This window comes from Pseudomonas sp. BP6 (genome assembly GCF_017875935.1).
Taxonomy (GTDB): Bacteria; Pseudomonadota; Gammaproteobacteria; order Pseudomonadales; family Pseudomonadaceae; genus Aquipseudomonas; species Aquipseudomonas putida_Y.
This window is the reverse complement of the sequence record NZ_JAGINI010000001.1, coordinates 1,294,846-1,308,021: the sequence shown is the minus strand read 5'-3', so window position 1 is coordinate 1,308,021 and position 13,176 is coordinate 1,294,846. Positions and strand designations below refer to the sequence as shown.

Here is a 13,176-nt window from a genome sequence, read left to right as displayed (position 1 = left end):
CCCCGTCGAATACGCTTCAGCCTCCTTGCCTCGATGGCCGCCTACGATCGGCGGCTATCAACCCGCCCCCCTGAACCGGCTGGATCGGAACGGCAGAAATACCCAAATCCATTACGTGATAGCGACCGCTTTCGCCCATTGCAGCCAGCCAACTTATGTAGAAACCGGACAAAACAGCCAGTGGCTCGCGGCAGAGCTTTGAGCAACGGCAGTGTTTACATGGGCTGAGTACAAAAAACGGAAACTCTCTAAACGAGGCGTGGCCGTGGCCATGTCCAATGGGGTCACCCGTCTAGTCTGACTTCCCGCAGGACACATATACCGCCCCCAGGGCGGTTTTATTCTTCTATCACACTCAGTCGGGAATTTCTCCTCCTGCATACTCGGCATACATGTACACCGTAGCCTGCGTACCCCCGCAGCTTCCGTGAGGGATAGGTGCTGCTGGCCTGACCGGATAGGAAAGCCGGCTACATTCGGTATAATGAAGCCACTTTTTGTGTGCCACTATTTAAGAAAGCGGTGTCTACTAGATTCTGGAAAAAAATGAACGGTTCGATGGCCCGCTCACTGCTTTAAAATCCCTCACAATGGGGGGCGGAAGGAAGAATAGGCTACTCCAGATGGAAGCCCTACTCTGTTAATTTCGCGGAATTTAGAAGGCAAACCAATGAACGAGAAAGGCAATGATGGAACTATTCAATAAAATAGCAAACTTGATAATGAAAAAGTTTGATGTATTGTTCAGCGGGCTGGGCGTTACGATTATTGTAGCAATAACTACGGGAATATTTTATACGGCAAAAAAAATAATCACAACAGTAAAACTTCGAAAGCTGACGGAGGAAAGCCCAAAACAAACAAAGAGTAATCTGCCACTAGAAATATCAGAGCCGCCAAGCAAAAAAAATCCGCTAAAAGTACCAAATTTCAAATTGATACGGACCAGGCTCAGCTTTACAGGCGGGCATAACCCTGTTAAGGACTACGAGTTCAAGGTTACAAATAGCGGCGGCAAGGCATTTAATGTTGCAGTGACAGGCTCTATCCTTCGAAGCCCTATTGAACTACAAGACATAAATCGGCATGGCTCAAAATCTTTTGTCCTCGCATTCGGGGGGGATGACCTCCCCCAAGAGATAGCCGTGAAAGTTATTTCTCTTGATGAGGAGGGTGATCCTCATAGTCAAGTTATTCGCTTGCATCTTGTAGGAACCGACTACATTGCTACATGATAGCACTTAGTACTGGGCATGAATTTCACATGAAGGGTTCACTATCTTGCTCGGCTATTTTAGTTGCTATCCTAAAATAACAACCAGTAAACTAGCCATGCGTCGCGAGGGGCGAGGGGCATGCTGCATTCCATGAACAGCAGCTATTGGGCATTTATTGCCCTCCGCGAACGTCCGCTTTGATTCCATAGCGGTCCGTCGCGACTGGCTGCTTTCGATCAGAATCAGCCCTTGACCGAGGGGTGCAAACGGCCAAAAACGGCTGTTCCACTGTATTTATGGAGGGCCGACTCTCAAATTCCTAACTTATCAGTTTCTACAGGTTTCACGCGAGACTTACGAATCTCAGCGGAGTGATAATAACCACCTCCATAGGAGCGCCCAAAGCACAAAAAGCTCCCACTCACCACCAAGCTTATTGTTGATATGGTTACGTAAAACCAATTCACGGGCTTACCCATTGAAAACTCAGGCAAAGAATAGAAGTACAAACACACCCAAAGCATCGAAACGTACAAGCTAATGATTTGGTTTACTTTAGAGACCGATATCTTTGATGGCCCTGTTACAAGGTCCACTGCCTTCTCATAAGCCGAGGTACTGACATTTCGAGAAAGCACCACCTTATATAGAGGACCCATGACATCATCCTCAAGTACGTCTACATGTTTTTCCCAGTTTTCCTGCCAAAATTTACTACCTTTATTTGCGCAAAACCAAGCAAAAGAAAAGACAAAACCAAGATTTGCCAATATTACTGCCAAATCTTGCTTATTTGATGCGCTAGAGGCTTGAACGGCGATAAAGCCAGCAAATGTGGCTCCTATGAATGTCCAAAAATACGCTGCCCTCTTCCAGTAAAGGTCAATCTCAAACTTTCTGATATCTAGCGCTTGAACTAGAGCTTTCTCTTGTTTGCCTTTAAATTTTTTATCATACTCATCTGCAGTCAATTTTTCGGTAGTATGTGGCATGCTTACGCCTCCAGCCTTAAGCTCACTCGAGCTCCCATTGTACTTAAGTTTGAGCAATACGCCATCAGACTGAAGAAGCTGCACCCCCTGCTCTTTTTATTTGGCAATGACTCTCACATAAATTCAAGCTGGTCACGCTCTTTCTGGCGTATGAATGCGCAACGGTTCCCTTACCTGGAACTCGAAAGCCAAAATTAAACTCAGCCGCTAGAGGAAAGTGCTTATGCATTTCGGTCGGTTCCTTCCTGTATTCACTAGCCGCTTCGCGTCAAAAGCGGCCAAGTCAGACAGACGAATCGACCCAAAGCGGTGTGACGTACAGGGCAGATCATGGCTTCTCCGTCCCCATCAACCCATCGAACGCTAATCAGGCCCGATGCAGCCGGGTGGTCAAAACGAGTACAGTGATGGTCAATTCTGCGCATACTCCGACCAATTACTCAACCCGGGCGCCTAGGGTGACCGGGGCCTGGGTAATCCGCTCTAACCAACTCCATTCCAGGTATCTATCCCCACGCCCCCTCAGATGGGTGTAACGCCGCAGCGAGTTCCAGTCACGATGACCGGAAACACTCGATACGCGCGGGATATCCCAATCCATTTCGAACAGCCTGCTCACACCTTCGTGGCGCAGATCGTGAAAATGCAGGTCCTCCACGCCAACCATCTTGCATGCCCTGGACCAGGCCGTGCCAATAGAGTCGGTGTTGTAAGGGAAGATCTCAGTGCACTGACGAGGCATGCTTTGCACAATCGCCCACGCCTCATCCGGCAGATGGCACCACACATCGTTGCCGATCTTCTGCCCGGGGTTCTTCATGTCCCGAACTTTCACCGCCTGGCGGTGCTCATCCAGATCCTCCCACATGATGCGAGCAATCTCGTCCATACGACGCGTAGAAAAGATGGCAAACGCCACGACCTTCGGCATGTGAATGACTGTCGGACGCCGTCCAAGCATCTCGAAAAAATGCTTAAGCACCTTGTCGAGCTCTTCGAGCGTTGGCCGGCGATCCCGCTCACGGCTTTTCATGTTGTAGCCTAGACGCTTCAGGACAAGCCGTGCGTCGGGCATAGCCTGGGGGTTTATCTCGTACCCCCACGCTGCCCTGGCCAGCGACAACACTGACCCAAGGTGAGCCAGATCATTGCCGGCTGTCTGCGGCTTGATACCACCGCCTTCAGGGCTCATACGCCAGAGGGCATAGTCCACTAGCACCTGCTGAGATATGTCTGAGTCGACCACTTCCCCGAGGTAACTGTTCTTGATAGCCAAGAGGGTCTGCCGCTTCGTCTTACCCAGCGGCCGGGCTTTCTCGGCTTCCACCAGATAGCGATCAATCATGTCCTTGACTGCGTGCCCACCACGGTTGGCCCGCTCGATCGCGCCCGGCTCTGCCAATTCTGTCTCTCGTCGCTTCGCCCAGGCCTGAGCTGCCTGCTTGCGGGCGAACGTCTGGGCTTCTTGGTAGACTATGACACCCTTTTTCTTGAGGCGGATCTGGACGGTATAGCTAACCGTTCCATCGGCCTTTTTCCTTGCTCTAATCGTTGCCATGATTTCCGGTGGTACAAGCGTGGCTGGCGGTGGTACATCGTACCACCGTCACATCAAAAACGCCCAAAAACCCCGAAAAATGGTACAAAATGCGTAGACCAGAATGCCCCTAGAATCAGCCTCAAAGCCACAAACCACGCGCCCTGAGCCATCCCGCCGCTTCAGCGTTGCACCGATGATGGACTGGACCGACAGGCACTGCAGGTTCTTCCTGCGCCTGCTCTCCAGGCAAACCCTGCTCTACACCGAAATGGTCACCACCGGTGCCCTGCTGCACAACGACGCCCACCGTTTCCTGCGCCACGATGCCTCTGAGCACCCGCTGGCCCTGCAACTGGGTGGCAGTGTGCCGGCCGACCTGGCCGCGTGTGCGCGCCTGGCTGAAGAAGCGGGCTACGATGAGGTCAACCTCAACGTTGGCTGCCCGAGTGACCGGGTGCAGAACAACATGATCGGCGCGTGCCTGATGGCTCACCCGGCGCTGGTGGCCGACTGCGTGAAGGCCATGCGTGACGCCGTATCGACGCCTGTGACGGTGAAGCACCGCATTGGTATCAACGGCCGTGACAGCTACGCCGAATTGAGCGATTTCGTCGGCCAGGTGCGTGAGGCCGGCTGCCGGAGTTTTACCGTGCATGCCCGCATCGCGATTCTGGAAGGGCTGTCGCCGAAAGAGAACCGCGAGATCCCGCCGCTGCGCTATGACATCGCAGCGCAGTTGAAGAGGGACTTCCCGGACCTGGAGATCGTGCTCAATGGCGGGATCAAGACCCTGGACGAGTGCCAGGCGCACCTTGAAACCTTCGATGGCGTGATGCTGGGGCGCGAGGCGTATCACAACCCTTATCTGCTGGCCGAGGTGGACCAGCAACTGTTTGGCAGCGATGCGCCGGTGGTCAGCCGTAGCGAGGCATTGGCGCAGCTGCGGCCTTACATCGTGGCGCATATGGAAAGTGGCGGTGCGATGCACCACGTTACCCGGCATATTCTGGGGCTGGCCCAAGGATTCAAAGGGGCGCGGCGCTTCCGCCAGTTGCTGTCGGCAGACATTCACAAGGCGGCTGAACCCTTGGCGGTGTTTGACCAGGCCGTGGAGTTGTTGCAGGGGCGGTGACCTCAGAAGGAGGGAACCTCGGGCTTGCTTGCGACTCGAATCTTCACCTTTCGCACAGCCCTGTGCGGACCAGCGGGTCCGCAGGGTTTCGGCGGCCCTTGAGCGGCTGCCGGGGCTCGGGTAATGTCGAGTAAATGCACAGGACAGAGCACGCCCATGACCTCCAAGCTGGAACAACTCAAGCAGTTCACCACCGTGGTCGCCGACACCGGGGACCTGGACGCCATCACCCGCCTGAAGCCGGTCGATGCCACCACCAATCCGTCGCTGCTGTTAAAGGCTGCTGCCATCCCGGGTTACGCCGATCTGCTGAAACAGGTGAAGGCCGACGCCAAGGGTGATGTCGACCTGGCCTGCGACAAGTTTGCGGTGGCCGTGGGCTCGGGCATTCTCAAGGTCATCCCGGGGCGTATCTCCACCGAGGTGGATGCACGCCTGTCGTTCGATGAGCCAGCCCTGCTGAACAAGGCTCGTCAGCTGATCGCCCTGTACGAGGCGGCCGGAGTGCCGAAAGAGCGTGTGCTGATCAAGCTGGCCTCCACCTGGGAAGGCATTCGCGCCGCCGAGAAGCTGGAGAAGGAAGGCATCCAGACCAACCTGACCCTGCTGTTCTCCTTCGCCCAGGCCCAGGCTTGCGCCGATGCCGGGGTGTTTTTGATTTCGCCGTTCGTGGGCCGTATCTACGACTGGTACAAGAAGAGCACCGGCCAGGAATACGTGGGCGCCGAGGACCCGGGCGTGCAGTCGGTCACGCGCATCTACAACTACTACAAGGCCAATGGTTACAACACCGTGGTCATGGGCGCCAGCTTCCGCAATATCGGCCAGATCGAACAACTGGCCGGCTGCGACCGCCTGACCATCAGCCCCGAGCTGCTGCAGCAGCTCAGTGATGACCAAGGTGAGTTGCCGCAGGTGCTGAAACCGGGCAACGCCGGTGAAGCCAAGCAGCACCTGAACGAAAGCCAGTTCCGCTGGGCGATGAACGAAGACGCCATGGGCACCGAGAAACTGGCCGAAGGTATCCGCCAGTTTGCGCGGGACCAGGAAAAGCTGGAGAAGTTGATGGCTGAAAAGGCCTGATACAGTTCGGGTTTGCCCGACGGGCGGGAAGTGTTCAGTATTTTCCGCCCGTTTTGTTTTGCCACGCCTTAGCTGTGTATTGAATTCTCGGGCCTGCTCGCGGACAAGCCCGCTCCTACACCGATCGATGTAAGGGCGGGCTTGCCCACGAACAGGCCGCCATAGCCACCCGAGCTGTCGATGACCTCCCCTAACCCGTTGCCCCTCGTACTCGCTGGCCCGGTACTGCGCCGCCTGGAACCCCAGCGTCTGGCCATCTGGCTGGTCACTACCCAACCGCTGCAGCCCGAATTCGTCTGCCTGGCAAGCGCGGCCCAAGTCGATTGCCAGGTGGTGCCGATAGGCCGGCACGCCCACGTTCACCTGCTGGACATCCGATTCGCCAGCCCCCTGCCCTGCAACCAGCTGCTCGACTACGACCTGCTGATCAACGGCCAGGGTATCGCCGACTGGGCCCCACACCTGCTCTACCCCGGCAACCCACGCCCGAGCCTGGTGCTGCGTGAGCGCCTCGACCATTTGCTGCACGGCTCCTGCCGCAAGCCGCACCACCCTGCGGCCGATGGCCTGCTGTGCGCCGACCGCCTGCTGCAGGCGTGCAAGAGGCCCGAAGACCGCCCCGCCGTGCTATTGATGACGGGCGACCAGGTTTACGCCGACGATGTCGCTGGCCCCATGCTGCGCGCCATTCATAGCCTGATCTCGCGCCTGGGCCTGTTCGACGAGCAACTGGAGGGTGCGGTGGTAGGCGACAGCCAGGCGCTGTACCAGCACCCGGCCAGCTACTACCACCGCGCCGACCTGCTGCCGGCGCTGGAGCGCAACGACACCCTGCGCGAGCGTTTCTTCGGCGGCAAGCGCAAGCCGATCTTCTCGTCCAGCAACGCCGACAACCACTTGGTGACCTTGGCCGAAGTCATGGCCATGTACCTGTTGGTGTGGTCGCCGGTGCCTTGGCAGCTGGTGGACCTGGGCATCCCCAGCGGGCTCAGCGACGAGCATCAAGCCCGATATCGGCAAGAGCTGCCGCTGATCCAGGGGTTTGCCGACAATCTCGGTCAGGTGGCGCGGGTGATGGCCCACCTGCCCTGCCTGATGATCTTCGACGACCACGACATCACCGACGACTGGAACCTCTCGGCGCAGTGGGAGGAAACGGCCTACGGCCACCCATTCTCGCGAAGGATCATCGGCAACGCCTTGCTCGGCTACCTGCTCTGCCAGGCCTGGGGCAACAGCCCGGACGATTGCAATCCGCTGATCAAGCAGTGCCAGGCGCTGACCCGCCAGAACCAGGATGAGCTGATTGGCGAGCTGCTGCGCTTCCAGGGTTGGCAGTTCAGCCTGCCTACCGAGCCACCGCTGCTGGTCCTGGACACTCGCACCCGCCGCTGGCGCAGTGAAAGCAGCCTGGCCAAGCCGTCCGGCCTGCTGGACTGGGAAGCGCTGAGTGAATTGCAGCAAGCACTGCTCGATCATCCCTCGGCGGTCATCGTCTCACCAGCGCCGATTTTCGGGGTGAAGCTGATTGAAACGGTGCAGAAGGTGTTCAGCTGGCTGGGCTACCCGCTGCTGGTGGATGCCGAGAACTGGATGGCCCACCGCGGTTCAGCACAGGTCATCCTCAATATTTTCCGCCACTCGCGCACACCGGGGCACTACGTGGTGCTGTCGGGGGATGTGCATTACTCGTTCGTGTATGAGGTGCTGATTCGCCACCGCCAGCGCAGCCCGCACTTGTGGCAGGTGACCAGCAGCGGAATCAAGAACGAGTTTCCCCGGCGCTTGCTGGATGTGCTCGACCGGCTCAACCGCTGGCTGTACGCGCCGCGTTCACCCCTGAACTGGTTTACCAAGCGGCGGGAGATGGAAGTGGTGCCGCGCACGCCGAACCATAGCAAGGCGGGGGAACGGTTGTGGAATGGTGCCGGGCTGGGACAGGTGTTTTTCGATGAACAGGGGCGGCCGGCGCGGGTGTATCAGCTGGATGCGGGCGGGGGTGAGGCTACAGAGTTTAGAAACCGGGAGTAGTGAGATTCAGAGTTTTTACAGCCTGTGCCGGCCTCTTCGCGGGTAAACCCGCTCCTACACCTGATTGGGGGTGGACACACATTGGTGTTTGGGCGCAGGCCGTCGTAGGAGCGGGTTTACCCGCGAAGAGGCCAGCACAGGCTATAGATCACCCCCGCTCCAGCGCATTGACCAGGTCATGGAAGGCTTCGCGGTTGGAGTCATTCAGGCCCATGAGGATCTTGTGCGCCTCCAGCACTTTGGAACGCACCACATCTTCACTCTGGTCCTGCGACGGCAGGTCGGTCAGGCATTCGGGGCATGGAATTGGCCGATCGACGATGTTGAACACCTGATCGAAGCCCATCGACTGCAACAACCGTGAAATGTCTGGATTGGTAGTCACCACGGTCGGCAGCAGGCCTACCTTCTGCCGCGACAGGATCGACAGCTTCGCCAGCAGGCCCAGTGTGGTGCTGTCGATACTCTCGGTTTCAGTCAGGTCGATGACAATCGCCGAGAAGTTCAGCGCAGTGAAAATCTTCTCGATCGTCGCATCCAGCGCCGAACACAGGGTCAGGCGCACTTCACCAACGAATTTCAGTACGAAGGTACCGCTCTGCTCGGCGAACTGAATTCTACCGGTACTCATTGAAGGTTCCTGCTCAACACCAATAGGGCGATATCATCCGGCATCTCCCCAAGCGTAGCCAATCCAAATCGTTGACGCAGCCCATCCAGACTGCCACCTGCTGCCTTGACGATCTCCGGCAAGGCGGCTTCTTTATCTTTGAGCGTATCACCCGGCAAAAGGTCCAGAATGCCATCGGACATCAGGCTGAGGCTGAACTGCGGGGGCAGTTCCACCACCAGGTCCTGGTAGCTGGCCTCATCGAACAGCCCCACCGGCAGGCCGCGGCCTTCCAGGTAGCGGGTGTGCTCGGGGGTGTACAGCACCGGCAGCGGCAGATGGCCGCCAACGGCGTAGGTCAGCAGGCCGGTGTCTTCGTCGATCACCCCACCCACCATGGTCACATGCTTGCCCAGCTTGCAGTTGATCAACCCACGGTTGATATGGCTAAGCACCTGCGAAGGTTTGAACTCGCGCATCTTGCCGCCACGCTTGAATTCGAACAACAGCCGCGTGGTCATGAACTTCAGCAGGACGGTGACGAACGCTGATGATGCACCATGCCCGGAAACATCGGCGAGGTAGAAGGCAATACGCCGTTCGTCCACGCGGAAGTAATCGGCAAAGTCACCCGACAGATACAGCGACGGGATGATCTGGTGCTCGAAAGCAAACTCGCCGGCTACCCAGGGGCTTTCGGGCAACATGTTCATCTGCACCTGGCGACCGGCGGTCTGGTCTTCCTGCAGCAGGTGCAGGCTGGCCTCCAGTTCGCGGTTGGCGGCTTCGAGCTTGTCGCGGTAGCGCTGGTTTTCCAGCACAAGGCGCGAGCGGTCGAGGGCGCGGCGCACCGAATGCTCGAGTACGGCCAGGTCTTCCAGCGGCTTGATGAGGTAGTCGGCGGCGCCCAGGCGCAACGCTTCCACCGCATCACTCATGACGCCGGCACCGGACACCACGATCACCGGCAACTGCGGCGCACGCTCGCTGACCTGACGGATCAGTTCGAGGCCGCCCATCTGCGGCATGCGCAGATCGCAGATCACGAGGTCGGGCTGGTGTTCTTCGAAGACCTGAAGCCCCTGCTGGCCATTACCGGCCTGGAGGACGCTGAAACCACTGTCTTCAAGGTAGGCGGCGAGGCTGGCACGGACCACGTCGTCGTCATCGATGATCAGCAGCGTTGCACTGGTTTTCTGCATGTGGGCGAACGGCGCCGATTTAGGTTGGTGCAGCGGTGTCGGCAAGGCAGACGGCCAGCTACGGGGATTCTTAATGGTCACACTCTACTTGAGTTGTAGGACAAGAACACCTGCCCGGCAACTGTCAGAGGTACCTTGTAAGGCGCAGACGGTACTCCCATCCGGCAGGGGTTTCAAGCATGCTGGGGTCGACCTCGCTGCTCTTTACAGGGCAAATCACCGGGAGTTATAAGAAAGTCGACCAGCGCAACCCGACGGGAAGGATGCAGCATGCCCCACACGCCCTCCAGCCACAGCGAGAAACGCGACTTCATTCGTATGCGCATCGACACCGAGATCAGCCTTTTGCACGAAGGCCAGGTGATTACGGCGGTGTGCCTGGACCTGTCCAGCGGCGGCATGCAGGTGCAGGCGCCGCAGCGCTTTCTGGTGGGTGATCGCATTGAGGTACGGATCGACTCCGACCATCCGGCACTGAAGGGGTTGCATGCCAGTACCGAAGTGGTATGGATCGCCGACCAGCCGGGCGGGCAGCAGAGATTCGGGCTGAGGATTCTGGCCATGCATTGAACAAGGGACCGCGTTGCGGCCCCGGGTTCACAAGTCAGAAGTCGTCTTCGACCTCGCCATCCTTCACCTTGAACTCGCGGTTCTGCAGGTAGGCGTTACGAATGAAGATGTACTTGTCACCCTGAATCAGCTTTTCGGCCGAGAGCAGGCTGGCGCGGGTGTCGATCACGTCCAGCGCAAAAATCGAGTTGCGCGTAGGCACGTGGTCGATATAGCGATAGGGTTTGGTGTAGGTGTCCGGGTACTTGGCCACGCCGTCACGCACAGTGCTTGGGCCCAGCAGCGGGATGACCACATACGGCCCGCTCGGCACCCCCCAGTAGCCCAGGGTCTGGCCAAAGTCCTCGTCGTTGCGCTGCAGGCCCATCTTGGTACCCACATCGAAGAAGCCACCCAGGCCGAAGGTGGTGTTGACGATCAACCGCGCCGTATCCACGCCCGCCGCATGCGGCTTGAGTTGCAACACGTTGTTGGCCAGGTTGGTCACGTCACCCAGGTTGCGAAAGATGTTGTGGATGCCATCTTCGAGGAACTGGGGAGTGACCGCCTGGTAGCCCTTGGCCAATGGTTTGAGGGCATAGGTGTCGAGGGTATCGTTGAAGCGGAAGATCGGGCGGTTGACCGCTTCCCAGGGATCTTCCTCGGTGGCGGCCTGGGTGGCAGCCACGGGCGCCAGCAGCATGCTGGCGCAGACACAGGCCTGGGTGACTCGTTCGATCACACTGGCACCGATCCTACGCATAGATATTTCTCCATCGAATTTCTCGGCCGCAAGCGCAACAGGTCGCGCTGCTATCAAGGCGGCAGTATAGAGACTTGCGGGCTGATAAACAGCCTTACACATTTTTGCTCAATATTTTGTGAACAACTGTTGCACAGCGGGCGGCGTCACAGGACGGTAACAATCAACGCATAGCCTGCGAACTATTTGGGGGAAGTTGCCATGGACACTGCGCCTGCCTTCACTGCTGTACTGTTCGGCTTGCGCGGCTGCCTGGTGCAGGCCGCCAATGGCGCTCCCTCCCCCGCCCCCGGCGCCCTGGCCACGCTTGCCAGCCTGCGTCAGCGCCAAGTGCCGTGCATCTGGCTGGATGACCTCAATACCACGCAAAGCGAGCACCTGGCCCATGTGCTGCCCGACTGGCTGCCAGGGCATGCGGTCAACGGCGTGCCCTGGCCAGCGCCAAACGCTTGCTGGCAGGCACTGATGGCGCTGGACAGCGAGCGCCTGGATGGCTGCGTATTGGTCAGCGGCGACCCGCGCCTGCTGCAGTCTGGCCTTAACGCCGGCTTGTGGACGATAGGCCTGGCCGCCTGCAGCCCGTTATGCGACCGCACGTCTGCACAATGGCAAGCCCTGGGCCCGCAAGAGCAGGATCTGGCACGCAGCAAGGCGACGCTGGCGCTGTTCAGCCTGGGCGTGCACTCGGTGATCGACCATCTGGAAGCGCTGGACACCTGCCTGCAGGACATCGCCCAGCGCCGACGCAAGGGTGAAAAACCCTGATACAGCAGCCTTGACGCGGATCATGCAAATCGGCAGCAGGTAGATTACCCTGAAGACAGGCCAGAACCTTTGCCACGTCGCCGAGGTCCATGGCTTGCCAAGCCATTGATGGAGAATAACCAATGCCTGCCCGCGAATTGCAAGAGCGCCTGAACAGCTTGCGCGAGCAACTGGACCGCAACGTACCGCTTTCGGAAGAAGAGCTGGCTGCCCTGCACGAAGAGGCGCGCCAGATCGAGGCGCAACTGAAACTTGAAGAAGCCACGCCAGACAACAACCTGGTGGACGGCGTGAACCTGGCGATCGAACGCTTCGAGGCCGACCACCCCGACCTCACTGCCACCCTGCGCAGCATTGCCAACTCGCTGCACAGCATGGGGATCTGAAATAACGGGGGCCGCAAAGCGGCCCCTGTATTACTGCCGAACCAGGCGCTTGTTATCCGGGCTGATCGCCCCGGTGCTGCGATACGGGTTGATGTCCAGCCCACCGCGGCGCACATAGCGCGCATAGACCGTCAGGTGCTCCGGCTGCAGCAGATTCTTCAAGTCCAGGTAAATCCGTTCCACACACTGCTCATGGAAGTCGGCATGTTGGCGGAAGCTGATCAGATAGGTCAGCAGGCTGGCGTGGTCCAGTGCCCGCCCCTTGTACTCGACCACCACGCTGCCCCAATCCGGCTGGCCGGTGACCGGGCAGTTGGACTTCAGCAGATGGCTGTGCAGGGTTTCTTCCACCATCCGCTCCGGGTTGCAGCGCAACAGCTCTGGCTGTGGCTGCTCGTAGTTGCTGATGGCCACGTCCAGTGCATCGATGCACTGCCCCGGCAAAGCCACCACCCCCTGGGCTTCAACCTCGGCCAACGTGCGAACCTTCACCCCCACCGGCTTGCCGGCAGCGGAGGACAGGTCTTTTTGCAGGCATGCCTGCAACTCGCCCAGCGAGGCGAACACCGTCTGGTTCAGCGAGTTGAGGTACAGCTTGAATGACTTGGACTCGATGATGTTTGGCGAGTCAGCCGGGATGGCGAACTCGCCGATCGCCACCACCGGCTTGCCCGAAGGCAGCAGCCAGCTCAGCTCGAAGCAGTTCCAGTAATCCACACCCTGCCAGGGCAACGTCTGTGCAGTGACGCCCAGCTCGGCCCACTTGGCAGTGCGCGGGATCGGGAACAGCTGTTCCGGGGAGTAGGTGGCGATGTATTCGCTGGACTTGCCCAGCGGGGAATGTTCGGCAGCGGGATGCATGGAAACTGACCTAGAGGTTCGGATTTACCTCTAGTCTAACGGTTT

The 13,176-nt window shown here is 58.5% G+C and carries 13 protein-coding genes; 7 read left to right on the top strand and 6 right to left on the bottom strand.

The genetic code is table 11. The features are described from left to right. Nucleotides 1–686 precede the first annotated feature (686 nt). Nucleotides 687–1,235, top strand: coding sequence for a hypothetical protein (locus tag J3A98_RS05820; protein WP_209964654.1), 549 nt, complete (start codon nt 687–689; stop codon nt 1,233–1,235). Nucleotides 1,236–1,528: 293 nt separating this feature from the next. Here the strand turns inward: J3A98_RS05820 and J3A98_RS05815 are convergent, their stop codons facing one another. Continuing rightward, nucleotides 1,529–2,209, bottom strand: coding sequence for a hypothetical protein (locus tag J3A98_RS05815; protein ID WP_209964653.1), 681 nt, complete (start codon nt 2,207–2,209; stop codon nt 1,529–1,531). 436 nt (nt 2,210–2,645) lie between these two features. Next, on the bottom strand, nt 2,646–3,767 hold the full coding sequence (locus J3A98_RS05810) for a site-specific integrase (RefSeq protein WP_209964652.1): 1,122 nt from the start codon (nt 3,765–3,767) through the stop codon (nt 2,646–2,648). Between the two features lie 103 nt (nt 3,768–3,870). Here J3A98_RS05810 and dusA point away from each other — a divergent pair, with 103 nt between their 5' ends. From dusA to J3A98_RS05795, 3 genes are all read left to right on the top strand, one after another. Next, entirely contained in the window at nt 3,871–4,881 is a 1,011-nt protein-coding gene (gene dusA, locus J3A98_RS05805) for a tRNA dihydrouridine(20/20a) synthase DusA (RefSeq protein ID WP_003248827.1), read from the top strand. A 156-nt stretch (nt 4,882–5,037) separates the two neighbouring features. Continuing rightward, nucleotides 5,038–5,964, top strand: coding sequence for a transaldolase (gene tal, locus J3A98_RS05800; protein ID WP_021785403.1), 927 nt, complete (start codon nt 5,038–5,040; stop codon nt 5,962–5,964). 180 nt (nt 5,965–6,144) lie between these two features. After that, nucleotides 6,145–7,995, top strand: a complete 1,851-nt coding sequence (locus tag J3A98_RS05795; protein ID WP_209964651.1) for an alkaline phosphatase D family protein — start codon at nt 6,145–6,147, stop codon at nt 7,993–7,995. A 148-nt stretch (nt 7,996–8,143) separates the two neighbouring features. Here the strand turns inward: J3A98_RS05795 and rssC are convergent, their stop codons facing one another. Continuing rightward, nucleotides 8,144–8,626, bottom strand: a complete 483-nt coding sequence (gene rssC / locus J3A98_RS05790) for an anti-sigma factor antagonist RssC (protein WP_176684869.1) — start codon at nt 8,624–8,626, stop codon at nt 8,144–8,146. Beyond that, on the bottom strand, nt 8,623–9,807 hold the full coding sequence (rssB, locus tag J3A98_RS05785) for a two-component system response regulator RssB (RefSeq protein ID WP_176684868.1): 1,185 nt from the start codon (nt 9,805–9,807) through the stop codon (nt 8,623–8,625). The genes rssC and rssB overlap by 4 nt, the downstream gene beginning before the upstream one ends. A 270-nt stretch (nt 9,808–10,077) precedes the next feature. Here rssB and J3A98_RS05780 point away from each other — a divergent pair, with 270 nt between their 5' ends. After that, complete coding sequence (locus J3A98_RS05780) at nt 10,078–10,377, top strand: PilZ domain-containing protein (RefSeq protein WP_209964650.1); 300 nt, start codon at nt 10,078–10,080, stop codon at nt 10,375–10,377. Nucleotides 10,378–10,411: 34 nt separating this feature from the next. Here J3A98_RS05780 and J3A98_RS05775 read toward each other — a convergent pair whose 3' ends face one another. Further along, nucleotides 10,412–11,119, bottom strand: a complete 708-nt coding sequence (locus J3A98_RS05775; RefSeq protein ID WP_176684866.1) for a VacJ family lipoprotein — start codon at nt 11,117–11,119, stop codon at nt 10,412–10,414. A 201-nt stretch (nt 11,120–11,320) separates the two neighbouring features. On the opposite strand from J3A98_RS05775, the gene J3A98_RS05770 reads away from it, so the two are divergent. Next, nucleotides 11,321–11,884 carry a phosphonoacetaldehyde phosphonohydrolase-related protein gene (locus J3A98_RS05770; protein ID WP_176684865.1) on the top strand — a complete coding sequence of 188 codons (564 nt, stop codon included), beginning with the start codon at nt 11,321–11,323 and terminating at the stop codon, nt 11,882–11,884. A 122-nt stretch (nt 11,885–12,006) separates the two neighbouring features. Beyond that, nucleotides 12,007–12,270 (top strand): DUF4404 family protein, encoded by a 264-nt coding sequence (locus J3A98_RS05765; protein ID WP_003248815.1) that lies wholly within the window; start codon nt 12,007–12,009, stop codon nt 12,268–12,270. A 30-nt stretch (nt 12,271–12,300) separates the two neighbouring features. Here J3A98_RS05765 and queF read toward each other — a convergent pair whose 3' ends face one another. Then, nucleotides 12,301–13,131, bottom strand: a complete 831-nt coding sequence (gene queF, locus J3A98_RS05760; RefSeq protein WP_209964649.1) for an NADPH-dependent 7-cyano-7-deazaguanine reductase QueF — start codon at nt 13,129–13,131, stop codon at nt 12,301–12,303. Nucleotides 13,132–13,176: the final 45 nt, after the last annotated feature.

Coding starts and splice junctions, on each gene's coding strand:
- J3A98_RS05820 (WP_209964654.1), top strand. CDS start 687: ATGATGGAACTATTCAATAAAATAGCAAACTTGATAATGAAAAAGTTT.
- J3A98_RS05815 (WP_209964653.1), bottom strand. CDS start 2,209: ATGCCACATACTACCGAAAAATTGACTGCAGATGAGTATGATAAAAAA.
- J3A98_RS05810 (WP_209964652.1), bottom strand. CDS start 3,767: ATGGCAACGATTAGAGCAAGGAAAAAGGCCGATGGAACGGTTAGCTAT.
- dusA (WP_003248827.1), top strand. CDS start 3,871: ATGCCCCTAGAATCAGCCTCAAAGCCACAAACCACGCGCCCTGAGCCA.
- tal (WP_021785403.1), top strand. CDS start 5,038: ATGACCTCCAAGCTGGAACAACTCAAGCAGTTCACCACCGTGGTCGCC.
- J3A98_RS05795 (WP_209964651.1), top strand. CDS start 6,145: ATGACCTCCCCTAACCCGTTGCCCCTCGTACTCGCTGGCCCGGTACTG.
- rssC (WP_176684869.1), bottom strand. CDS start 8,626: ATGAGTACCGGTAGAATTCAGTTCGCCGAGCAGAGCGGTACCTTCGTA.
- rssB (WP_176684868.1), bottom strand. CDS start 9,807: ATGCAGAAAACCAGTGCAACGCTGCTGATCATCGATGACGACGACGTG.
- J3A98_RS05780 (WP_209964650.1), top strand. CDS start 10,078: ATGCCCCACACGCCCTCCAGCCACAGCGAGAAACGCGACTTCATTCGT.
- J3A98_RS05775 (WP_176684866.1), bottom strand. CDS start 11,119: ATGCGTAGGATCGGTGCCAGTGTGATCGAACGAGTCACCCAGGCCTGT.
- J3A98_RS05770 (WP_176684865.1), top strand. CDS start 11,321: ATGGACACTGCGCCTGCCTTCACTGCTGTACTGTTCGGCTTGCGCGGC.
- J3A98_RS05765 (WP_003248815.1), top strand. CDS start 12,007: ATGCCTGCCCGCGAATTGCAAGAGCGCCTGAACAGCTTGCGCGAGCAA.
- queF (WP_209964649.1), bottom strand. CDS start 13,131: ATGCATCCCGCTGCCGAACATTCCCCGCTGGGCAAGTCCAGCGAATAC.